This window comes from Leisingera sp. ANG-M7 (genome assembly GCF_000813965.1).
GTDB lineage: Bacteria > Pseudomonadota > Alphaproteobacteria > Rhodobacterales > Rhodobacteraceae > Leisingera.
Window position 1 is genome coordinate 135,294 of sequence record NZ_JWLI01000005.1, and the last position, 21,923, is coordinate 157,216.

Annotated in this window: 16 protein-coding genes and 1 pseudogene; 7 read left to right on the forward strand and 10 right to left on the reverse strand. The window is 59.9% G+C overall.

Annotation, left to right across the window (positions count from 1 at the left end; all coding sequences use genetic code 11):
* Window positions 1-3: 3 nt before the first annotated feature.
* On the reverse strand, window positions 4-1,776 hold the full coding sequence (xsc, locus tag RA26_RS06115; protein ID WP_039181364.1) for a sulfoacetaldehyde acetyltransferase: 1,773 nt from the start codon (window positions 1,774-1,776) through the stop codon (window positions 4-6).
* Between the two features lie 268 nt (window positions 1,777-2,044).
* Window positions 2,045-3,505, reverse strand: a complete 1,461-nt coding sequence (pdxR, locus tag RA26_RS06120) for a MocR-like pyridoxine biosynthesis transcription factor PdxR (RefSeq protein WP_039181367.1) — start codon at window positions 3,503-3,505, stop codon at window positions 2,045-2,047.
* Window positions 3,506-3,610: 105 nt separating this feature from the next.
* Here pdxR and RA26_RS06125 point away from each other — a divergent pair, with 105 nt between their 5' ends.
* The 3 genes and pseudogenes from RA26_RS06125 to RA26_RS06135 all read left to right on the forward strand — a co-directional run bounded on the left by RA26_RS06125 (window position 3,611) and on the right by RA26_RS06135 (window position 5,770).
* Window positions 3,611-4,354: a hypothetical protein gene (locus RA26_RS06125; RefSeq protein WP_039181369.1), complete on the forward strand. Its 744-nt coding sequence runs from the start codon at window positions 3,611-3,613 to the stop codon at window positions 4,352-4,354.
* 81 nt (window positions 4,355-4,435) lie between these two features.
* Window positions 4,436-4,747, forward strand: coding sequence for an ArsR/SmtB family transcription factor (locus tag RA26_RS06130; RefSeq protein WP_039181372.1), 312 nt, complete (start codon window positions 4,436-4,438; stop codon window positions 4,745-4,747).
* Window positions 4,740-5,770 (forward strand): annotated as a pseudogene (locus tag RA26_RS06135) (permease). The gene RA26_RS06130 and the pseudogene RA26_RS06135 overlap by 8 nt, the downstream one beginning before the upstream one ends.
* Window positions 5,771-5,993: 223 nt before the next feature.
* Here RA26_RS06135 and RA26_RS06140 read toward each other — a convergent pair.
* The gene (locus RA26_RS06140) at window positions 5,994-7,391 is read right to left on the reverse strand and encodes an aminotransferase family protein (protein WP_039181375.1); all 1,398 of its coding nucleotides are present in this window, start codon (window positions 7,389-7,391) and stop codon (window positions 5,994-5,996) included.
* A 294-nt stretch (window positions 7,392-7,685) separates the two neighbouring features.
* Here RA26_RS06140 and RA26_RS06145 point away from each other — a divergent pair, with 294 nt between their 5' ends.
* Both RA26_RS06145 and RA26_RS06150 read left to right on the forward strand, forming a co-directional pair.
* The gene (locus RA26_RS06145; RefSeq protein WP_241482596.1) at window positions 7,686-8,462 is read left to right on the forward strand and encodes a 3-keto-5-aminohexanoate cleavage protein; all 777 of its coding nucleotides are present in this window, start codon (window positions 7,686-7,688) and stop codon (window positions 8,460-8,462) included.
* A 2-nt stretch (window positions 8,463-8,464) separates the two neighbouring features.
* Window positions 8,465-9,793 (forward strand): aspartate aminotransferase family protein, encoded by a 1,329-nt coding sequence (locus RA26_RS06150; RefSeq protein WP_039181381.1) that lies wholly within the window; start codon window positions 8,465-8,467, stop codon window positions 9,791-9,793.
* Between the two features lie 61 nt (window positions 9,794-9,854).
* Here the strand turns inward: RA26_RS06150 and RA26_RS06155 are convergent, their stop codons facing one another.
* Genes RA26_RS06155 through zwf form a run of 4 tightly spaced genes read right to left on the reverse strand, consistent with a single transcriptional unit; the run spans window position 9,855 to window position 14,596 of the window.
* Complete coding sequence (locus tag RA26_RS06155) at window positions 9,855-10,598, reverse strand: DsbA family oxidoreductase (RefSeq protein ID WP_342586111.1); 744 nt, start codon at window positions 10,596-10,598, stop codon at window positions 9,855-9,857.
* A 26-nt stretch (window positions 10,599-10,624) separates the two neighbouring features.
* Window positions 10,625-11,275 carry a bifunctional 4-hydroxy-2-oxoglutarate aldolase/2-dehydro-3-deoxy-phosphogluconate aldolase gene (eda, locus tag RA26_RS06160; protein WP_039182053.1) on the reverse strand — a complete coding sequence of 217 codons (651 nt, stop codon included), beginning with the start codon at window positions 11,273-11,275 and terminating at the stop codon, window positions 10,625-10,627.
* Between the two features lie 3 nt (window positions 11,276-11,278).
* Window positions 11,279-13,087, reverse strand: a complete 1,809-nt coding sequence (gene edd / locus RA26_RS06165; RefSeq protein WP_039181386.1) for a phosphogluconate dehydratase — start codon at window positions 13,085-13,087, stop codon at window positions 11,279-11,281.
* Window positions 13,088-13,135: 48 nt separating this feature from the next.
* Window positions 13,136-14,596, reverse strand: coding sequence for a glucose-6-phosphate dehydrogenase (gene zwf, locus RA26_RS06170; protein ID WP_039181388.1), 1,461 nt, complete (start codon window positions 14,594-14,596; stop codon window positions 13,136-13,138).
* A 292-nt stretch (window positions 14,597-14,888) separates the two neighbouring features.
* On the opposite strand from zwf, the gene RA26_RS06175 reads away from it, so the two are divergent.
* Together RA26_RS06175 and RA26_RS06180 are read left to right on the forward strand one after the other, a co-directional pair.
* The gene (locus RA26_RS06175) at window positions 14,889-15,992 is read left to right on the forward strand and encodes a CaiB/BaiF CoA transferase family protein (RefSeq protein WP_039181391.1); all 1,104 of its coding nucleotides are present in this window, start codon (window positions 14,889-14,891) and stop codon (window positions 15,990-15,992) included.
* Between the two features lie 140 nt (window positions 15,993-16,132).
* The gene (locus tag RA26_RS06180) at window positions 16,133-18,118 is read left to right on the forward strand and encodes a CocE/NonD family hydrolase (RefSeq protein ID WP_039181394.1); all 1,986 of its coding nucleotides are present in this window, start codon (window positions 16,133-16,135) and stop codon (window positions 18,116-18,118) included.
* 66 nt (window positions 18,119-18,184) lie between these two features.
* Here RA26_RS06180 and nadC read toward each other — a convergent pair whose 3' ends face one another.
* From nadC to nadA, 3 genes are read right to left on the reverse strand one after another with little or no spacing between them, the layout of a single operon-like run.
* Window positions 18,185-19,039, reverse strand: coding sequence for a carboxylating nicotinate-nucleotide diphosphorylase (gene nadC / locus RA26_RS06185; RefSeq protein WP_039181396.1), 855 nt, complete (start codon window positions 19,037-19,039; stop codon window positions 18,185-18,187).
* On the reverse strand, window positions 19,036-20,592 hold the full coding sequence (locus RA26_RS06190; RefSeq protein WP_039181399.1) for an L-aspartate oxidase: 1,557 nt from the start codon (window positions 20,590-20,592) through the stop codon (window positions 19,036-19,038). Before RA26_RS06190 ends, nadC begins: the two co-directional genes overlap by 4 nt.
* Before the next feature lie 3 nt (window positions 20,593-20,595).
* Window positions 20,596-21,648 (reverse strand): quinolinate synthase NadA, encoded by a 1,053-nt coding sequence (gene nadA, locus RA26_RS06195; protein WP_039181400.1) that lies wholly within the window; start codon window positions 21,646-21,648, stop codon window positions 20,596-20,598.
* Between the last annotated feature and the right edge of the window lie 275 nt (window positions 21,649-21,923).

Sequence of the window (21,923 nt, forward strand, 5' to 3'; positions counted from 1 at the left end):
GGTTCAGACTTTCTGCGGACGCATATCGTCCTTGCTGATGCCGGCAACCTGTACCGGTTTCTTCATCGCGTCACGGCGGAAGGGCTCACCCAGTTCCTGATTGATCATCGCTTCGATCAGGGTGGTGATGCCTTTCTTCTGGTCTTCGCAGGCCTGGCGCAGGGCGTCAGTCAGCTCTTCCTGAGTGCGGGCAACCACACCTTTCAGGCCGCAAGCGTTGGCGATACCGGCATAAGACACCTGGGTGTCCAGCTCGGTGCCGACAAAGTTGTCGTCGAACCACAGGGTGGAGTTACGCTTTTCTGCGCCCCACTGGTAGTTGCGGAAGACAACCTGGGTCACGGCGGGCCATTCTTCGCGGCCGATTGCGGTCAGCTCGGTCACTGCAATGCCGAAGGCGCCGTCGCCGGAGAAGCCGACAACCGGAACGTCCGGGCAACCGATTTTCGCGCCGACAACCGCCGGCAGACCGTAGCCGCAGGGGCCGAACAGGCCGGGGGCCAGGTACTTGCGGCCTTCTTCAAACGACGGGTAGGCGTTGCCAATGGCGCAGTTGTTGCCGATGTCGGAAGAGATGATCGCATCTTTCGGCAGACCGGCCTGGATCGCACGCCATGCACGGCGCGGCGACAGCCAGTCAGGCTTGGCAGCACGGGCACGCTCGTTCCAGGTGGTGCCGGGATCGTCCTGCTCGCTGTCCATCGAGGACAGTTCCTGCGCCCAGGAGGATTTTGTGTGCGCGATCAGCGCCTTGCGTTCGTCGCGGCCCTCGTCGCCTGCCGTGCCGGACAGTTTGCCCAGGATGGTGTCCGCAACCTGCTTGGCGTCGCCAACGATACCGACGGTGACTTTCTTGGTCAGGCCGATGCGGTCCGGGTTGATGTCAACCTGGATGATTTTCGCGTCGGTCGGCCAGTAGTCGATGCCGTAGCCGGGCAGGGTCGAGAACGGGTTCAGGCGGGTGCCCAGGGCCAGAACAACGTCAGCCTTGGAGATCAGCTCCATGCCGGCCTTGGAGCCGTTGTAGCCCAGCGGGCCAGCGAACAGCGGGTGCGAGCCGGGGAAGGCGTCGTTGTGCTGGTAGCCAACGCAAACCGGGGCGTCCAGACGCTCGGCCAGGGCCATCGAGGACGGGATCGCGCCGCCGATAACAACGCCGGCACCGTTCAGGATGACCGGGAATTTTGCGTTCGACAGCAGCTCGGCCGCTTCGTTCACCGCCTCGGTGCCGCCTGCGGGGCGCTCAAAATCAACCACTGCCGGCAGGTCGATATCGACGACCTGGGTGAAGTAGTCGCGCGGCACGTTGATCTGGGCTGGAGCGGAGTTACGCTTGGCTTGCATGATCACGCGGTTCAGGACCTCTGCCATGCGGGACGGGTCGCGCACTTCTTCCTGGTAGCAGACGCAGTCCGCAAACATGCGCATCTGTTCCATTTCCTGGAAACCGCCCTGACCCATGGTCTTGTTTGCGGCTTGCGGGGTAACCAGCAGCAGCGGGGTGTGATTCCAGTAGGCGGTCTTCACCGCGGTCACGAAGTTGGTGATACCGGGGCCGTTCTGGGCGATCATCATCGACATCTTGCCGGTGGCGCGGGTGTAGCCGTCGGCCATCATGCCGCCGGAGCCTTCGTGCGCGCAGTCCCAGAAGGTGATGCCCGCCGGCTCGAAGATGTCGGAGATTGGCATCATGGCCGAGCCGATAATACCAAAGGCATGCTCGATGCCGTGCATCTGAAGCACTTTGACGAAGGCTTCTTCGGTGGTCATTTTCATGGGTTTTGCTCCTGAGTGAGACGCATGATCCGCCCGGGCAGGAATGCCGGGAATTGACTCTGGTTTAGGGGGCAGTGGGGTGCCGGGTTAGGGCCAGTTCTCGCGCTGGAATAGGTCCAAAACTGGGCTTGTGAAAATAGCCGGGAGGTTTTTTCACATAAGGTTCAGCCGGTCATGCCCAGTGAGCGCAAAAAGTTGCGTATCGCCTGTTGATACAAATCGTATCATTTCTCGGGTGGTGTGAGAGTCATGGACCAGCAAAAGCTGCTCAGCGTTGCTTCAGCGCCTGAGCAAGCAAGGCCAACCCGGGCTCGATTCTGGTTGCCGGTATCGAGGAATAGCCGAGACGGTAATAATTCTGCTTGCGGTGCTCTGCCGCGAAGAAGGGTGCGCCAGGTTCAATGATCACGCTTTTTTCCCGCAGCCGCTCAGCTACCGCTGTGGCATCGACATCCTCGGGTGCCTGCATCCAAAGGGCGGAACCGCCAAAGCTGCCGACGCCGGCGATGGTCAGGCCGTGTTTGCGGATCGCATCTTCGATGACCGCGCGCCGGTCGTGCAGAACCTTGGCGATGCGGCGGATCTGAGCGTCGTAGTGGCCGAGGGACAGAAAGTAAGCCACGGTACGTTGCACATGGCCGGGCGGGTGACGCAACACGCTGGCGCGCAATGCACGGGCTTGGCGGATGAAAGGTTCTGACCCAACCAGGTAACCAAGCCTGAGGCCTGGGAACAGCGACTTGGAGAAACTGCCCGCGTAAATGACCCGGCCTTCGGTGTCGAGCGACTTGAGCGACGGTGAAGGTGCGCCAAGGAAGGACATCTCGAACTCGTAGTCGTCTTCGACAATCACGGCATCAATTTCGCTGGCGCGCCGGAGCAGCTCCTTGCGGCGTTCCATTGGCATGGTGAAAGTCGTGGGACTCTGGTGGCTGGGAGTGCAGAAAATAACATTGGTGTCGTTGGGAATGGTGTCAGGCGGCAGACCACGCTCGTCCACGGGAATGCAGTCCACTTGGCACCGGGTCTGTACCACCTGGTCACGCAGTGTATAGTACGCCGGATCCTCCACAGCTGCGCGGCGCCCGCGGTTCAGCAGCAACTGGCAAGTGATCCACAGCGCGTTCTGGGCGCCCAGGGTGATCAGGATTTCTTCCGGCCGTGCCGTGATCCCGCGCCGTGGCAGCGTATGGCGGGCAATGTATTCGATCAGCAGCGGGTCGTCCTGGTCGAAGTAATCATTAGCAAGTGCGGAGAAGTCCTTTTGCCCCAGAGCGCGCAGCGCACAAAGCCGCCAGTTGGCGTGATCAAACAGCGAAGCATCGGCCTGACCGTAAATGAATGGATACCGGTAGTCGCGCCAATCCTGCGGTTTGCGGGGAGTGTCGCCGCCAGTGAAGCTGCGTGCCATCACCTTTCCCCAGTCAACTGTATCGCCGGATTTCTGTTGCGGTGTGTAGGAGGGCGGCACTGGCGCATTGTCGGAGACAAAATACCCTGAACGTCCGCGCGAGGTGAGATAGTCATTCGCCAGAAGTTCTGTGTAGGCCAGCGTTACGGTGATCCGGCTGATGCCCAGATGCGCGGCCAGCTTGCGCGAGGACGGCAGCTTCTCGCCAACCCGGAAGCGGCCGGACAAGATGCCCTCGGCAATCATTTCCTGAATCTGCGCCTGCAGTGTTCCCTGGGCGTCCGGGTTCAGAAAGAAGGTGTCAACGGAAATGGCCATGCAGGCACCTTAGAGTGGACTTAAGTGGGGTGCAATCTGGACTTAGGGCCAGTTTAGTGGAATCTGCGCCTTGTGCTGGCCGGGCGGGCAGTGCCAGTTTGCCGCATGTTGAAAATCATTGGCCACTTAGCATTTGCCCTTCTATTAACCCTTCTCACACAACTGGGCGGCATTGCTTGGTTAGTGGCGCTTATGTTCCGGCGCAGGCTTGCAGCATTCCTTATTCTGTACTTGGGCCTCAGCCTGGCGGCCGGCTGGGCCGCCCCGCACTTCGGACGGGTTGCTCTCAGCTGCTGGCAGCAGGGCCCTCTGCAGATGCAGTCTTGGTATTTTTGCCTGTTAAACCGGAACTTTGTGACACCGCAGCTGGCCGAGGTGCTGCAGGAAACTGCGACAGCGGTTGATACAGCTTATCCCGGTACTGTTACGCTGGTGCTAGATGCAAATTTCCCTTTTCTGGCCGGCTTTCCACTGCTTCCGCACTTGTCACATAATGACGGGCGCAAAGCGGATATCGCTTTTTACTATTCCGACGCATCAGGCTATAGGCCCAAGGCGGTCCGGTCTCCGATCGGCTATTTTGCCTTTGAACAAGGAGTGTCGGAATGCCCGGCTGCCTGGCTGTCACTGCGCTGGGACCTTCAGGCGCTGCAGGTATTGTGGCGGGATTTGGAGGTCGATGCGGACCGCACCCGCCATCTGCTGCGGGTTCTGGCTGCAGACGGCAGGGTCAGAAAAGTCTTTCTTGAGCCGCATCTGCAAAGCCGGTTTGGGGTGAGTTCCGGCAAACTGCGCTTTCAGGGGTGCCGTGCTGCGCGGCACGATGATCATATCCACCTGCAGCTCTAGCTTGGCAGGAACCTGTCTCCTCTTGAAACTTGGCGTTAGAGCTATAAAACTAGTTTTATCGAATCAATTGGAGCTGAGATTATGGAGTGGGAAGAAGCTGCGCAAGGCTTCGCAGCCATGGGGTCCGAAGTACGCTTGCAGGTTCTGCGATGCCTGATCCGGGCTGGAGACAGCGGGCTGACTGTCGGAGAAGTTCAGAGCCGCACCGGTATCGCGCCTTCGACCCTGGCTCACCATCTGAGATTTCTGACCGCGGCGGGCGTGATCGGGCAGGCGCGCGACGGGCGCAGCACCGTCTGCCGGGCCGATTATGGGCGGCTAGAGGCGCTTGCGGGCTTCATCTTGCAGGAGTGCTGCGCGGATGCAGGCAAGAGGGCTGCAAGCGATGACTGAACTGACACAGCAACCCCACCCTGTGAAGATGCTGCGCAGCTGGCTGAAAACACCTTGGACGCTAAGCGTCGCATTGCTGGCAGCTGCGGCAATCTTTGATCCGGGCAACTTCCGATCTGTTCTGGAGTTCACCCTTGCGGCACTGGGCAGCACTGCACGATATATCCTGTTTGCAGCGCTGTTGTTGGCCTATCTCAAGGCAACAGGGGCCGAGACGATGGTTGCACGCGCTTTTGAAGGCCGTGAAACCGGGATGATCTTCCTAGCCGCATTGTTTGGCGGCTTGGCACCCTTCTGCTCTTGCGAGGTGATTCCGTTCATAGCAGGGCTTCTGTCGCTCGGTGCGCCGTTGTCAGCGGTGATGGCGTTCTGGCTGTCCTCACCGCTGATTGACCCGCCGACGCTGTTAATCACGGCGGGCGCTTTGGGCTGGCCATTCGCCATCGGTAAGGCAGTGGCTGCAGTGGCTTTGGGGCTGTTTGGCGGTTTTGCCATCAAGCTGTTGCGTGGGCAGGGTGTCTTTGCCAGCCCTCTACGGCATCAGAAGCCCAAAAGTTGCTGCGGTTGTGGCAGCACGAGGACGGATGCCAGGCCAAACTGGAGTTTCTGGACCGAGGCAGAGCGACGGGCGAACTTTCGCAGGGAGTTTGTTTCAAACGGTCTGTTTCTGTTGAAATGGCTGGCGCTGGCTTATGTGCTGGAGTCTGTTTTAGTCCACTACGTGTCGGCCGGAGTGATTGCCGGTCTTGTCGGCGGGGACGGTGTGCTGCCAATTGCCGTTGCGGCTCTGGTCGGGATGCCAGCCTACCTCAATTCCTATGTAGCGCCACCGCTCCTGGCTGGGTTGATGGAGCAGGGAATGAGCGCAGGCACCGCCATGACCTTTATGGTTGCGGGCGCGGTCAGCTCAGTTCCCGCCATGGCCGCGGTCTGGTCACTGGTAAAGCCAAAGCTATTCGCAGCCTATCAAGTTTGGGAGTAAGCGGCGCGATTCTGGCGGGGATACTTTTCCAGCTAATATAAAATGCCTTAGGTCGGCGCGGCGCTAACGCGCGGTGCCGTTCCCTTTCCCAAAGAAGTCCCGGTTATATGAGCCTCTTTTCTGGTCTGCTCTGGGATTGTTTGAATTAGCTGCGCATGGGCCAGCTGACCGGCAATCTACCATTGGCAGCATTGCCTCGCGTTTCGCAAAAGAAAACGCCCCGGAATTCCGGGGCGCAGTTTTTCGTCCAACAGGGAGAAGTTGTCAGCCGAATACTTTGGTCAGTGCTTTGTCGACCGCATCGCAGATTGCGTCGATGTCGTCTGCTGTGGCGATCAGTGCCGGGCTGAAGCACAGGGTGTTGTTGCGGCCGGGCAGAGAGCGGTTGGTGACACCAATAATCACGCCCTGCGCGCCGCATTCTGCGACAACCTGTTGGGCCAGTTTCTCGTCCACCGGCTCCTTGGTTTCGCGGTCTTGCACCAGCTCGGCACCCAGGAAGAGGCCCTTGCCGCGCACGTCGCCAATCACGGCGTGCTTTTCCTGCAGCTTGCGGAGGTTGCCCAGCATCCGCTCGCCCATGGCTGCGCAGTTGTCCAGAAGGTTCTCATCCTCGATGATTTGCATATTGACCAGCGCCGCCGCGGGGCCTGCGGTGCAGCCGCCGAAGGTAGAGATGTCGCGGAAGTAGTTCATCGGATCGGAAGTATCGTCCTTGAACATTTCAAAGACTTCCTCTGTGGTGACCATGCAAGCAATCGCCGCGTAGCCGGAGGCGACTCCTTTGGCCATTGTCACGAAATCGGGTTTGATGCCGTACTGCTGATAGCCGAACCATTTGCCGGTACGGCCGACGCCGCAGACCACCTCGTCGATGTGAAGGAGTACGTCGTACTTCTTGCAGATTTCCTGCACACGCTCCCAATAGCCTTCGGGCGCTTCGATCACGCCGCCGCCTGCGGTCACCGGCTCCAAGCACAGGGCGCCAACGGTTTCCGGGCCTTCGCGCAGGATAACTTCTTCAATGGCGTCAGCTGCGGCAATGCCGAACTCGCGGCCCGAGAGATGCTCGAGGCCCAGCTCATGCTTGCGGTACTCCATGCAGTGGGGCACGCGAACAAAGTCAGGGGCGAAAGGTCCGTACTGCGCGTTGCGCTCGTCCTGGCCGCCTGCCGACATGGTCGCCAAAGTGGAGCCGTGGTAGTCGCGGTCGCGGTACAGGATCTTGGTCTTCTTGCCGCCGTATTTCTTGTGGGCAATCTGACGGACCATCTTGAAGGCCTTCTCGTTGGCCTCAGAACCGGAGTTGGTGTAATAAACGCGGGTCATGCCCGGCATTTTGGAGATCAGCTTTTCGGCAAACAGCGCGCCAGGAATGGAGCCCGCGGAGTTTGCGAAGTAGCAGACCTTCATCAGCTGATCATACACCGCCTTGCAGATGTTTTCGCGGCCGTAGCCGACGTTGACGGTCCAGACCCCGCCGGACACAGCGTCCAGGAATTCCTTGCCGTTCTGATCCCAGACACGCATGCCCTTGCCCTCGACAATGATGCGCGGGTCGGAGCTTTCCAGCGCCTTGTGCTGGAACAGGTGGTGCCACATGTGGGCCTTGTCGGCCTCGACAACGCGGGAGAGATCGTTTTCGTTGAACGTGCCGTCCATGACATGTCCTTTCGGCGTTAGAAGTGAATCAGGCTGCCCGGAACCCTACAGGGCTTCTGAGGCGTATTATGTACCAGAAACGTCAGTTTCGGGGAATTCGTTAGGGCCAAAACGGCTGCTGACCTAAGTCCAGACGCGGTTGGCCTGTCCCGGAGGCACAAAGCTGCTCAGCCTGCTCAGGGTAAAACAAATGTTCTTAACTTTAAGGATTGAGAGCGGATGTGCCGTGCATGCAGACTGCACCTGCAACCCGGGTGAAAGCCGGGTCAGAAATACCTGCATAGGAGAGCATAGGTGGCAAAATACAGGCTAATGGTGGCGCCCAATGGTGCCCGGCGCGGACGCGGCGATCACCCGGCGCTGCCTGTTACGCCGCAGCAGACAGCGGAAACTGCGGCAGCTTGTTTTGCGGCCGGGGTTCATGCGTTGCATCTGCATGTGCGTGACAACGAGGGGCGCCATTCACTGGATGCCGGACGCTACAGAGAGGCCCTGGCAGCGGTGCGGGAGCGCGTGCCGGCGATGGCGGTGCAGATTACCACCGAAAGCGCCGGGATTTATGACGTAACGGCCCAGTATGTTTGCCTGGAGGCGTTGCGCCCGGCGGCTGCCTCTGTCTCTGTGCGCGAAATGGCGCGGGACCCAGGATTGGCCGCGCGTGCCTATGCCCTGTGCGCCGAAGCGGGCACCCAGGTGCAGCATATCCTGTACGGTCCGGACTGCGTCGCCCAGCTGAGCGCTTGGTATGAGGACGGCATCGTTCCAAGTGCCATGCGCGATGCGATCTTTGTTCTGGGTAAATACAATCCGCCGGTTCTGGCCCGGCCCGAAGGGCTTGCCATCTTTCAGGACGCCGCGGCGGATCTAGGTCTCACCTGGGCTGCCTGTGCTTTCGGGCGGCAGGAGCAAGCCTGCTTGTTAGCGGCGGTTGCCGCCGGGGGGGATGCGCGAATCGGATTTGAGAATAACATCGAAACACCGGAGGGCGGGCTGCTGGCCGACAACGCAGCCTCGGTTGCCGCCTTCGTTCAGGCCGCAAAGGCCCAGGGCCTTAGCCTCAAGGAGTGCTGATTATGAGTCATGTTTTTCCCCGCCACACTAAAGCCAGCCTGCCCACAGCGGTTTCCGGCGACGGCTGTTATCTGATCGATGCGGACGGCAAGCGCTATTTCGACGGCTCCGGGGGCGCTGCGGTCTCCTGCCTGGGCCATTCCGACGCCGATGTGATCAAGGCGGTGCAGGACCAAGTGGCTAAGCTGGCATTTGCCCATACCGGTTTCATGACTTCTGATCCCGCGGAAGAATTGGCACGTCTCCTGGTGGCCAACGCGCCGGGGGATATCGACCGGGTCTATTTTGTCTCCGGCGGCTCTGAGGCCACCGAGGCCGCGATCAAACTGGCCCGTCAGTACTACCTGGAGCGAGGGGAAACACAGCGGCACCGCATCATTGCCCGCAAGCAAAGCTATCACGGCAACACCCTCGGCGCGCTGGCGGCGGGCGGCAATGAATGGCGCCGGACCCAGTTTGCGCCGCTGCTGATCGACATCTCCCACATCTCGCCTTGCTATGAATACGTAGGTCGGGCTGAGGGAGAGAGCAGCTATGACTATGGCCAGCGGGCCGCCAATGAACTGGAGGAGGAAATCCTCCGCCTCGGGCCCGACACTGTTATGGCTTTCATGGCGGAGCCGGTGGTTGGCGCCACCTCCGGCGCGGTGCCTTCGGTTGAGGGCTATTTCAAACGCATCCGCGAGATCTGCGACAAATTCGGCGTGCTGCTGATCCTGGATGAGGTGATGTGCGGCATGGGCCGTACCGGCCATCTTTTTGCCTGCGAGGCTGACGATGTGGCGCCGGATATTCTGTGCATCGCCAAAGGCTTGGGGGCTGGTTATCAGCCAATTGGAGCGATGCTCTGTACCAGGCAGATTTATGAGGCGATCGAGGGCGGTTCTGGCTTCTTTCAGCATGGTCACACCTATATTGGCCATCCTGTGGCAACTGCGGCAGGGCTGGCAGTGGTTAAGGCGATGTTGGAGCGCGGATTGGTGCAGCGCTGTGCCGAGATGGGAGAGAAGCTGCAGGCCGCGCTGGAGGACCGTTTCGGCCAGCACCCTAACATTGGCGACATCCGTGGCCGGGGGCTGTTTCGCGGGGTAGAGCTGGTCGCAGACCGCGACACCAAAACTCCATTTGATCCGGCGCTGGGCCTGGCGGGGAAAATCAAGAAGGCAGCATTTCAGGCCGGGCTGATCTGCTATCCGATGTCCGGCACTCGCGATGGCCGGAACGGTGACCATATTCTGCTGGCGCCGCCGTTTATTATCTCTGAGGAACAGATTGTTGAAGTAGTGGACAAGCTGGAAACAGCGATCTTTCAGTGTTTGCCAGATGGGTGAATTCTAGGCGTGCAAAGCACGCCCGGACTCAGGCCGGGCGTCTTTCTCAGATGAGAGCTGTTCAGGCAAATCCCAGCTGTTCAAGGATGCTGGTACAATTTTCGACACCTTGCGCGCCGGTAACCAGGTGGCGCCCGTCGAAAATCATCGCAGGAACGCCCCGAATCCCCTGGCCTGTCCAGAACGCTTGGCGCTGGCGGACACTGTCTGCGTGGGACCCGCATTCGAGCGCGGTTCGGGCCTCGGTACCAGCCAAGCCGATAGTTTCGGCGGTCTCCACCAGAATATCCGGGTCCGAGATATCCTTGCCATCTGTGAAGTAGGAGTGGAGCAGCGCCTGCTTCATTTCGTGGCCTTTGCCGCTCTCATCCGCCCACTCGATTAACTGGTGTGCCTGAAAGGTATTGTAGATCCGCATTCCGTCAAAAAAGCGGAAGGTGAAGCCCAAGGCTGCGCCAAGGTCCGTCAATTGAGCCCGCACCTGCGCCGATTGCTCGTCAGTACTGCCGTATTTCGCTGCGAGGTGTTCCCGCAGGTTCTCGCCTTGGGGGGGCATGCCGGGGTTCAGCTCAAAAGGTTGCCAGTGGATGTCCAGGGCGAGCCCTGCGTGGCGGGCGGCAAGGGCAAGCTGGCTATAGCCCACGGCGCACCAGGGGCAGACGACGTCTGAGACAATGTCAACCCGAAGAGCGGTGCGGGGAGTCTGGACTTCTGTCATGGGCTGTTCCTGTAGTTTCCGTTTCTTGCAGGAAACATGGGCGCAGCGGACAGGCAAAACAAGCGCTGGCGTGGTGCCATATGGCATTCAACACTAAAGCCAGTTTTCTGCAATCAGCCCTTACTCAAAGCACTCGCTTCGCGAGCCAACTCCTTGATAGCACTCCAACTGCCAGATTGAACTAGATCTTTGGGCGCGACCCAGCTGCCACCAGCGCAGACCACATTACCCAAGTTCAGGTAGCTCCCCGCATTGGCGGGTGTGATGCCTCCAGTGGGGCAGAATGAGATCTGCGGCAAGGGCGCGCCGATGGCCTTGAGCGCCGGCGCACCACCGGAAGCTTCTGCCGGAAAAAATTTCAGCATGCCGTAGCCGCGGGCCAGCAGCCGCATTGCCTCAGTGGCGGTCGCTGCGCCTGGTAAGAGCGGAAGGCCGATGGATTCGCAGGCATCCAGAAGATAGTCCGTGGCACCGGGGGAAACACCAAACTGGGCCCCGGCCTCTTTGGCGGCTTCGGCGTCTTTGGGGGTGATCAGCGTGCCGGCTCCGACAACACCGCCCTTCACCTGCGCCATCTCGCGGATCACATCCAGCGCCGCACCGGTGCGCAGGGTGACTTCCAAGGCGGGCAGCCCGCCTGCCACCAGTGCTTCGGCAAGGGGACGGGCATGGGCCGCGTCCTCCACCACCAGAACCGGCATCACCGGCGCCAGGGCGCAGATCTCGCAGGTGCGCAGACTGGCTTCCTTAGGGGTGATCCGCATCATTCAAACTCCAAATACGCTTGCGCCTTCGTCGGCTGAGGCAACCGAGCGGCGGAACAGGGAAAACAGCTCGCGGCCGGTGCCGTGCTGATATGCGCTGAGGTCGGCAGTAGCAGGGGAGCGGTTCAGTGCTGTCTCAGTTAGGACTTCGAGGGTGCCCTTAACCGCATCGAGCCGCAGGAGATCGCCGTCCCGGATCCGGGAAATCGGGCCACCATCCAAGGCTTCCGGCACCACATGGATTGCCGACGGGATTTTGCCGGAAGCGCCGGACATCCGCCCGTCGGTGACCAGAGCCACCTTTTGGCCGCGGCCTTGCAGGATGCCGAGGAATGGCGTCAGGCTGTGCAGTTCAGGCATGCCGTTGGCTTTTGGCCCTTGAAAGCGGACCACTATAATTACGTCGCCGGTCAATTCGCCCGCCTTGAAGGCGGCCTTGGCCTCTTCCTGGTCGTGAAAGACCCGAGCCGGGGCTTCAATCACCTGGTGTTCTTTAGCGACTGCGGAGACTTTGATGACCGAGGTGCCCAAATTGCCGGTCAGCCGCTTGAGCCCGCCGGTCTTCTGGAACGGCGCATCCGTGGGGCGCAGGACTGCGTCATTCAGGCTTTGTCCGGGCCCAGGTCGGAAGGTTAGACCGTCCTCGGAAAGGAACGGCTCTTGCGTATAGTGTTCCAGCCCTTCGCCTGCGACAGTCCTTGTGTCCGGGTGCAGAAGCCCCGCCTTCAGCAGCTCGCCAATCATGTAGCCCAACCCGCCTGCGGCATGAAAATGGTTCACGTCTGCCAGGCCATTAGGATAGACCTTGGCCAGCAATGGCACTGCCTCAGACAGTTCCGCAAAGTCTTGCCAATCCAGGATGATTCCGCCCGCCCTCGCCATGGCGATGAGGTGGATTAGCAAGTTGGTGGAGCCGCCGGTAGACATCAGCCCTACTATGCCGTTGGCAAAGGCTTTCTCGTCCAAAACCTCGCAGACCGGGGTGTGGTTGTTGCCTAGGGCGCTGAGCGACAGTGCCCGCTTGGCGCCCTCAACCGTAAGTGCCTCGCGAAGAGGTGTGCCGGGGTTTACAAAGGACGACCCGGGGAGATGGAGCCCCATAAACTCCATCAGCATTTGGTTGGTGTTTGCAGTGCCGTAGAAGGTGCATGTGCCGGGGCCATGGTAGGCGGCCATTTCCGCCTTCAGCAGCTCTTCCCGGGAAATCTCACCCGCCGCGAATTTCTGGCGTATCTGCGCCTTTTCATCATTGGCGAGGCCACTGGTCATCGGTCCCGCAGGCAGGAAAACTGCCGGGATGTGGCCAAAGGCCTGAGCGCCGATAATCAGGCCCGGCACAATCTTGTCGCAGACGCCTAGGAACACCGCAGCGTCGAACACGTTGTGGCTGAGTGCGACGCCTGCTGCCATGGCGATGGTGTCGCGGGAAAACAGGCTCAGTTCCATGCCGGCTTCGCCCTGGGTGACACCGTCGCACATCGCAGGCACTCCGCCTGCCACCTGCGCTGTGCCGCCTGCCTTGCGCACTGCATCGCGGATTAGCGCAGGATAGGTTTCAAACGGCTGATGCGCCGACAGCATGTCGTTGTAAGCCGTCACAATCCCCAGATGCCCTTTGCTTCCTTCCGCTAGCGTTTGCTGATCTGGACCGGATGCCGCATAAGCATGGGCCTGGCCGGAGCAGCTGAGATGCGCCCGGGCCGGGCCTTTGCCCTTTGCAGAGCGCATCCGCTCCAGGTAGGCGGTGCGGGTCGCTTCGCTGCGTAAGACGATGCGCTCAGTGACGGCTGCCAATGTGGAATTCAGGGTCATGTCTTGCCTTTGCTGCCATTCGCGAGGGCGAAATTAAGGGGTGCCATCTCAGTCTCCGATGCTGCGCCAACGGCGGCCGTCGCGGTGGATCAGCAGCAGGGAGTCGTCAGGGCCGGCACTGCCGCTGTCATAGGGCTGCGGCGTGTCCCCCGTGTCCTGCCAGCCGGCAATGATCGGATCGGCCCAAGCCCAGGCGGCTTCGACTTCGTCCCCGCGCATGAACAGGGTCTGGTTGCCGCGTATCACATCCATGATCAGCCGCTCATAAGCGTCCTGAGGGCGCCCGGATTCGGCAAGTTCATCGGCAAAAGTCATGTCCAGGTTGGCGCCGGTCAGCCGCATGCCGCCAGGCCCTGGATCCTTGATGGTGGTTTTCAGCGTAATGCCTTCATCCGGCTGCAGACGGATTACCAGCACGTTGCCATGCACAGTTCCTGAGCCTTCGAAAATGTTGTGGGGTGGGTCGCGGAAGTAGACGGCAATTTCGCTGACCCGCTCTCGCAGGCGTTTGCCAGTGCGCAGGTAAAAGGGTGTGCCCGCCCAACGCCAGTTTGCCACCTCAACCTTGAGAGCAATGTAGCTTTCAGTACGGCTGGCGGAATTGCCTGCATGATCGCGGTAGCCATCGCCGTGTCGGGCGCTGTTTCTGCTGCGGTACTGACCGCGGGCAATGCTTGCCTGCGGTACGGGGCGCAGCGCCTCGATTACTTTGACTTTCTCGTCCCGCACCGAGTTGGGAGTGAACTGCGCGGGCGGCTCCATTGCAGTGAGGCAAAGAAGCTGCATCAGGTGGTTTTGAACCATGTCCCGCATGGCGCCGGATTTGTCATAGTACTCGCCGCGCCCTTCAACGCCGATGCTTTCGGCCACGGTTATTTGCACATGGTCGATGTGGGAAGAATTCCAAAGCGGCTCGAACAGCGAGTTTGCGAAACGCAGAGCCATAAGGTTCTGCACTGTCTCCTTCCCCAGGTAATGGTCGATCCTGTAGATCTGCTGCTCTTCGAAATGCTCTCGGAGAGCGGCGTTCAGCGCCTGAGCTGAGGCAAGGTCGTGGCCAAAGGGTTTTTCCAGAACAATGCGGCTTTCGGAAGTAGCGATGCCGGTCTCGCTGAGCCGGCTGGCGATGTCGGTGAATAGCGACGGGCCAACTGACAAGTAGAAGGCGCGCACTGCGTCGTCACGCAGTTTTCCGCGAATCTCATCCCACCCGGCATCGCCGCGGGCATCAACGGCGGCATAGTCCAGCAGCGCGGTGAAAGAAGCGATCTCCTTGGGGGAGGTCTCTACTTCCTGGCCGAATTCGCGGATCGCATCCGCAGTCTGATTGCGGAACTCTTCTGCAGTCAGTTCGCTGCGCGAAGTGCCAAGGATCCGGCAGTCACTGCTGAACTGGCCGATTTGAAACCGATGAAACAAGGCGGGCAGGATTTTACGGCGGGCCAAGTCACCGGTCGCGCCAAACAGCACGAGGTCAAAAGGATCAACTGGAATGACGCGGGAAACCATTGATATTACATCGCTGTTCCATTGGGGCCGAAAGGCCAGAGCATTGTGCCGCCAAGGGCGCTGCAATTCAATTCCCTCTGCTGGCCTAGGGGCAGTTTAAGTTTCGTTATCGCTAACATGCTGGCTGCCTAAGGGCTACAGAAAATTTTGTCGGCGGCAGCATAGCTACAAGAATTTTACAGAACTGGGAGCTCTGCGTCTCGAAAGTGAAATTTGATCAAATGTTGCCCAAGGAAGCGGCAGGGGCTAAGCATGTCGGGAAGAAAACAGTTTCCGATTGGAAGGAATGCCCATGAAGCCGCTTGCAGGCCTGAAAGTGGTCGAACTTGCCCGCATCCTGGCTGGGCCGTGGATTGGTCAGTCGTTGGCGGATCTGGGTGCCGAGGTCATAAAGGTGGAAAGCCCCGACGGGGATGATACCCGCAAGTGGGGGCCGCCTTTCATCGAGCGGGACGGCGACAAGTCAGCTGCTTATTACTATGCTGCCAACCGTGGGAAAGACTGCGTAACCGCCGACTTCCGGACACCAGAAGGCAGGCAGACAGTAGTCAGGCAGATCCAGGATGCCGATATCCTGATTGAAAACTTCAAGGTCGGAGGGCTGAAAAAATACGGTCTTGATTACGAGACACTCTCCGAGGTTAACCCTAGGCTGATTTATTGTTCGGTTACAGGTTTTGGCCAGGACGGGCCTTATGCGTCGCGCGCTGGCTACGATTTCCTGCTGCAGGGAATGTCCGGCCTTATGTCGATCACCGGCGCACAGGATGGGCAGCCGCAGAAAGTTGGCGTTGCAATCACTGACATCGTAACAGGGCTCTATGGCACCATCGGTATTCTGGCTGCGGTGGAGCAGCGGCACACAACGGGGCGAGGCCAGCATCTGGATATGTCCTTAATGGATTGCGCAACGGCCCTGCTGGCGAACCAGGCAATGAACTATTTGGCGACCGGGGAAAGCCCTTTGCGGCTGGGCAATGACCACCCCAATATCGCGCCTTACCAGGTGATGGCAGTCAATGACGGCCACGTCATCCTGGCGGTTGGGAATGATGGCCAGTTTGAGAGGTTGTGTGACGTCCTTGGATTGTCTGAAACGAAATCCGATGCACGGTTTCAAACAAATCAGCTGCGGGTGGCAAACCGCAAGGGTCTGACCGCTGTCCTTGAAACGGTGCTGGCTGATTGGTCGCAAGCGGAACTTCTGGCGTCTCTCGAGGCGGCAATTGTGCCAGCCGGACCGATCAATACCATAGGGCAGGCTTTCGAAGATCCGCAAATCAGGCACAGGGGCATGCAAATTGCGCCGGAGGGCGTGCCGGGTGTGCGTGGTCCGTGGAAATTTTCAGACGCAGAGCTTTCACTGGAGAAGTCTGCACCTAAACTGCCAAAATAACTGCACTGATTTGCGCGAACAATAACTGAAAGCGCGTAAACTCGCTTACATTCGCGCGGAAACGCTCACTTTGCAGCGGAGACGTATTTGGCGAAGGTGCGGGCAATGGCGGACGCAAACTACAGCCGAAGGAATAATCCATGCCCGGTGCATACAATCTCATTGAAAACACTTGGATTTCCCTGCCCGACGGTCGCAGGCTGGCCGCACGCATGTGGCTGCCTGAAGGCGAGGGGCCGTTTCCAGCAATCCTGGAATACCTTCCCTACCGCAAACGTGACGGTACTGCGCCACGGGATGAGACCACGCATTCGGTCTTTGCCGCAGAAGGCTACGCCTGCATCCGGGTGGACATTGCAGGCACCGGTGACAGCGAGGGGGTGTTTGATGACGAGTACTCAAGCCAGGAGTTGAGCGACGGCGAAGCTGTGCTGGAATGGATAGCTGCGCAAGATTGGTGCGACGCCAATATTGGCATGATCGGCATCAGTTGGGGCGGCTTTAACGGGTTGCAACTGGCATTCCGCCGCCCGGCTGCATTGAAGGCTGTGGTTTCTGTCGCTTCGACTGTGGATCGCTACTCGGATGACATTCACTACATGGGGGGCTGCCTGCTGAGCGACAATGCGAACTGGGGCAGCCAAATGTTTGCCTATCAGTCGCGCCCTTCAGATCCAGAGTTTCGTGCGGATTGGCGGGAGGATTGGATCAGGCGGATCGAAGGGATGCCTTTCATGGCCGCGGAATGGCTGCAGCAGCAGACACGGAGCGATTTCTGGAGGCATGGTTCGGTCTGTGAGGACTGGTCTGCTATTCAGGCACCAGTGCTGGCGATTACCGGCTGGGCAGATGCCTATGTGAACGCACCTCCGGCGCTGGCTGCGAATTTGACGGTGCCTGCCAAGGCAATGATAGGCCCTTGGGAACACCGCTACGCCCATATCGCCAAGCTGGATCCAGCGGATTTTCATGGGGAAGTGCTGGCTTGGTTTGGCAAGTGGCTGAAAGGCGAGGAGACAGGGGCCGAGGAGTTGCCGGACTACCGCGTCTATATTCAGGAACATTTCAGCCCCACAATGCAGAACAAGCCGCGACAGGGCCGTTGGGTGGCAGAGGCTGATTGGCCTTCGCCCAATGTGCATGATCGGGTCTTGCACATGGGCAATGGTGTATTGGCGGAAAAGCCTGCCAGCAGTGTGAAGGCCGTCCGCAATCCTGCTACTGTTGGGCAGGCTTCTGGCTATTTTTGTCCTGGGATGCGTTTTGACAATGAACTGGCGGGCGACCAAGCGGAGGATGACAGTTTGTCGGCCTGTTTCGACACCGTTCCGCTGGAAAACCCGCTTGAACTCTTGGGCCGCCCGCGGGTGAAGGTGGCCTTCAGCGTGGACAAACCGGTAGCGCAGCTTGTTGCGCGGCTGTGTGATGTGTCACCTGAAGGTATTTCGCAACGGATTACATTCCGAGCATTGAACCTCGCCTGCAAGAACGGTTTCTCAGCACCTGAGAAACTGGTTCCCGGCAAGCGCTATGAGGCCGAGATCGAGTTGAATGAATGCGCCCACCGATTGAGGGCGGGTCATGTTCTGCGGCTGGCGTTGTCGACGTCTTACTGGCCGATTGTCTGGCCTGCACCGGAGGCAGCGGAGGTGACGCTGTACTTGGAAGGCTGTTCGCTGGTGTTGCCGGAGCGCCGTGTTTCCCAAGAGATATCTCCGCAAAATCCTGGTGTTCCGCGGGACTACCCTGCGCTGCAGAGCGAGCAACTTCGTGAGGCTCGCGGCACATCAAAAACCTGGATCCGCGCGGATGGCACGCTTGTTCTGGACACCTTCGACGATTACGGCAAGGCGGTGGACCCGTATCACGGCATGTGCATTGGAAGCCATGTTACCATGCACTACGAAGTGCATCCCGATGATCCGGCCACGGCCGCCTTTGCCAGCGATTGGAATTTCGAATTCGAACGCGGTGATTGGCAGGTTTCAATCGACACGGAGAACAGAATGACATGCGACAGGGAGAACTTCTTCCTATGGCGCAAGGTCACGGCCTATGAAGGGGAAAAAAAGGATCTGGTGGTGAGCAAGGAATGGCAGGAAACCATCCCCCGCGGTGTTTTGTAAGCCACGCCTGATAATGGCGCAGAATTCAGGCTTGCGGTGTTGGCAAAGCCATCGCAAGCCTGACGTTCAAAAATCCAGTCCGAGATCCAAGGTGCGGGCAGAATGGGTCAAGGCACCAGAGGAGATATAGTCGACACCCGTGGCGGCAACCTCCGCAATGCGCTCCAGCCGCATATTGCCGGACGCTTCGGTCAGGACGTGACCTTTGGCTATTCCTACTGCCTTGATCAGGGTAGGGGTGTCCATATTGTCCAGTAGGACCACGTCAGCGCCGCCTGTGGCAATGACCTCAGCCAGCTGATCCAGGGTATCGACCTCGATTTCCACCTTCATCATATGGCTGACGGAGGTCTTGGCGGCTTCCAGTACGGCTTTGACGCCTCCAGCGGCCGCAATGTGGTTGTCCTTGATCAAGATGGCGTCTGACAGGCCGAAGCGATGGTTGTAGCCGCCGCCGTGCAAAATCGCCTGTTTTTCGGCAATACGCAGGCCCGGAGTCGTTTTTCGGGTGCATGTTATGCGCGCACTGGTGCCTTTGGTTTCCGCGGCAAAGGCCGCTGTCAGTGTGGCAATGCCGGTCAGGCGCCCGGCAAAGTTCAGCGCCACGCGTTCTCCGGATAGAATCGACGCGGCTGAGCCTTCGATGGTCATCAGCGTGTCGCCCTTTTTACAAGGGGTGCCGTCGGGCAGGAGCGTGTCCACCTTCAGTCCGGCATCCACCAGACGGAAGGCGATGCTGGCGATCTGCATTCCAGATACGACACCATCCTCGCGTGCGTTCAGCCGGGCGGAGTAGGTGGCAGAGGCCGGAATCACCGCGCGGGTGGTGATGTCGCCGTTCTGGCCCAGGTCCTCCATCAGCGCGGCGCGCACCATCGGTTCGAGGATCAGATCAGGCAGGGTAGCGAAGTGGGTGCTCATGTCAGCTCCTCTTGAACCTTGGCGCGGATGCCCATGGCTTCGTTCAGGGTGATGCGGGTGCGGTGTGCCTGTGTCGGGTCGGCCTCTGGGAAGTCGTCGCGGAAGTGTCCTCCGCGGCTTTCCTCGCGTTTGAGCGCCGCCGCAGCGATCAGTGTCGCAGTGGCGCACATGTTGAGGAAGTTTTCGTCTTCGGCCTGTTCATCTTCAAGCCGGGCGATGGTGGCGAGCGCCTTTTTCAGGCCAACCGCAGTGCGGCGGACTCCAGCGTGGGCGGTCATCACTTCGCGCAGGGAATTTACTGCTACCGGAGCAAGTTCCTGTCCGCCTGCCGAAAACACCGGGAGGACTTCCGCAGCATCTGCCTCAAGGTTCAGGGCGGCAATGTCCCGGGCGGCATTACGGGCGTAGACAAGCGCTTCTAGAAGACCGTTGGAAGCAAGCCTGTTGGCGCCATGCAGCCCGGTGGAGGAGGCTTCACCGCAGACCCAGAGATTGGCCAGGCTGGTGCGGCCCTGAAGGTCGGCCTCAACACCGCCCATGTGATAGTGAGCGGCGACGGCAACGGGGATCGGCTGCGCCACCGGGTCGATGCCAGCGCGGGCACAGGTTTCGGCGACTGTTGGGAAGCGGGTTAGAACTTCCGCGCCCAGTGCATTTCGGGTGTCGAGCATCGGGCGGCGGCCGGCCTGCGTTTCTGCAAAAATTGCGCGTGCAACGATGTCGCGGGGGGCAAGCTCTGCGTCTGGGTGCGCGAACTGCATAAAGCGTTCACCGTCCACGTTGATCAGCACCGCGCCGTCGCCGCGCAAGGCTTCGGTGGCAAGCGGTGCGGGGTCTTCACCGATATCAAAGGCTGTCGGGTGGAATTGAACGAATTCCGGGTCAGCTATGCGAGCCCCCGCGCGGGCGGCGAAGCCGATCACCTGGCCGCGGATACGCGGCGGGTTGGTGGTGTGGGCATAAAGTCCGCCGGAGCCACCGCCCGCTAGCAGCACACCTGGCGCCTTGACCAGCACCGGGGCAGAGGGTTCATCTGCGCGAGTGATCCAGATTCCGGTGACGGTGCTGCCCGCGGTTTCCAGCCGCACGGCCTGGGTGTTTTCCAGAACCTGCACGGAGGGGGCCGCGCGGACGGCGGCAATCAGCGTCCGCATGATCTGATCGCCAGCCTGGTCTCCCTTGACCCGCACAACGCGGGCGGCGGAATGGGCGGCTTCTCGGCTCATCACGTAGTTGCCGTCCGTGTCGCGATCGAAAGGAGTGCCGAGTTCGGTCAGGTCGATGATGTGCTCGCGCGCCACGCTGGTGACCATGGCGGCCACTTCGGGGTCGACTGTGCCGGCCCCTGCCTGCAGGGTGTCGGCGGCATGAGCCTCGGGCGTGTCATGGTTGGCCATGGCAGCTGCTACACCGCCCTGAGCCCAAGCTGAACTTGCACCCTCGCCCAGCCGTTCGGGAGAGATCACCAGAACCGGCCGCGGTGCCAGCTCAAGCGCAGCGTATAGTGCGCCAAGACCTGCGCCGGCAATGACGATACGGCCGGTTTCGATCACGGATCAGATGCCCAGCTTTTGCGAAAGGTCGATCATACGCCGCACCGTCACGCGGGCTTTTTCGGCCACTTCGGGGTCCACCTCAACCGGCTCGGTCATGGTGTGCAGCGACCACAGGACTTTCTCCAGCGTGATCTTCTTCATGTAGGGACACATGTTGCAGGGGCCGACGAACTCCACTTCCGGCAGCTGGTCGGCGATGTTCGAAGCCATCGAGCATTCGGTGATCAGAAGCGCCTTTTCCGGCTTTTCGTCGGTCACGTACTTCACAATACCGCTGGTCGAGCCGGAGAAATCGGCCTCGGCCACCACATCCGGCGGGCACTCCGGGTGAGCGATCAGCCGGGTGCCAGGGTTCCATTCGCGGAAGTCGCGCAAGTCCTTGGCGGTGTACTGCTCATGCACGATGCAGGAGCCTTCCCACCAGACGATGTTCTTTTCCGGAACCTGCTGGGCAATGTTCTGGGCCAGGTACTGGTCCGGTGTCATGATGATGGTGTCTTCTTCCATCGCGGCAACGATCTGTGCGGCGTTGGAGGAGGTGCAGCAGATATCTGACGCGGCTTTGACCTCAGCGGTGGTGTTCACATAGGTGACCACCGGCGCACCGGGGTAACGGCGGCGCATTTCCGCGACACCTTCGGCTGTGATACTCTCTGCAAGCGAACAGCCTGCCTCCATATCCGGGATCAGAACGGTCTTCTCCGGGCTCAGGATCTTGGAGGTTTCGGCCATAAAATGCACACCGCATTGCACGATCACGTCAGCTTCGACCCGGGTAGCCTCAATCGCCAGCTGGAGACTGTCGCCGACCACGTCCGAAATACCGTGATAGATTTCGGGCGTCATGTAATTATGTGCCAGAATTACTGCGTTGCGCTGCTTTTTCAACTCCAGAATCGCTGCAACATAAGGCGCATGAGTGGCCCATTCGATGGGGTTCACTACCCGGTTCATGCGGGCGTAAACCTCTGCCATCTGCTCGGCCAGGGCCGGATTGGGAGCCAGATCATAGTGGTTGGCGAGCTGATCCCGCATGGATTGCAGGTCGAACATGGCGTATCCTCAAGGTTGCGTCTGGGGTGACACTTTGGGCGGGGGTTGTTTCATGTTCATATCATCCGCGCAAGCACGTGTGAGCGGAAACGGAGCCAAAAGCGGTGATTTGGCGCTAACAGGCGGCATAGACAGGTAGGCCGTTGTTTCTCAGATGGGGATCATAGGCATGATTTTCCAGCCGGAATGCCGTTTTTGGCTGTCCCGGCGTCCCCTCCTGTGATTTGGAGCCGCGCGAAGCCGTGTTAGACCGGGCTGATATTTAACTCTTGGGA

Coding starts and splice junctions, on each gene's coding strand:
- zwf (WP_039181388.1), bottom strand. CDS start 14,596: ATGGTTTCCCGCGTCATTCCAGTTGATCCTTTTGACCTCGTGCTGTTT.
- xsc (WP_039181364.1), bottom strand. CDS start 1,776: ATGAAAATGACCACCGAAGAAGCCTTCGTCAAAGTGCTTCAGATGCAC.
- RA26_RS06155 (WP_342586111.1), bottom strand. CDS start 10,598: ATGCCATATGGCACCACGCCAGCGCTTGTTTTGCCTGTCCGCTGCGCC.
- RA26_RS06130 (WP_039181372.1), top strand. CDS start 4,436: ATGGAGTGGGAAGAAGCTGCGCAAGGCTTCGCAGCCATGGGGTCCGAA.
- RA26_RS06175 (WP_039181391.1), top strand. CDS start 14,889: ATGAAGCCGCTTGCAGGCCTGAAAGTGGTCGAACTTGCCCGCATCCTG.
- RA26_RS06150 (WP_039181381.1), top strand. CDS start 8,465: ATGAGTCATGTTTTTCCCCGCCACACTAAAGCCAGCCTGCCCACAGCG.
- nadA (WP_039181400.1), bottom strand. CDS start 21,648: ATGTTCGACCTGCAATCCATGCGGGATCAGCTCGCCAACCACTATGAT.
- RA26_RS06180 (WP_039181394.1), top strand. CDS start 16,133: ATGCCCGGTGCATACAATCTCATTGAAAACACTTGGATTTCCCTGCCC.
- nadC (WP_039181396.1), bottom strand. CDS start 19,039: ATGAGCACCCACTTCGCTACCCTGCCTGATCTGATCCTCGAACCGATG.
- RA26_RS06140 (WP_039181375.1), bottom strand. CDS start 7,391: ATGGACGGCACGTTCAACGAAAACGATCTCTCCCGCGTTGTCGAGGCC.
- edd (WP_039181386.1), bottom strand. CDS start 13,087: ATGACCCTGAATTCCACATTGGCAGCCGTCACTGAGCGCATCGTCTTA.
- eda (WP_039182053.1), bottom strand. CDS start 11,275: ATGCGGATCACCCCTAAGGAAGCCAGTCTGCGCACCTGCGAGATCTGC.
- pdxR (WP_039181367.1), bottom strand. CDS start 3,505: ATGGCCATTTCCGTTGACACCTTCTTTCTGAACCCGGACGCCCAGGGA.
- RA26_RS06125 (WP_039181369.1), top strand. CDS start 3,611: ATGTTGAAAATCATTGGCCACTTAGCATTTGCCCTTCTATTAACCCTT.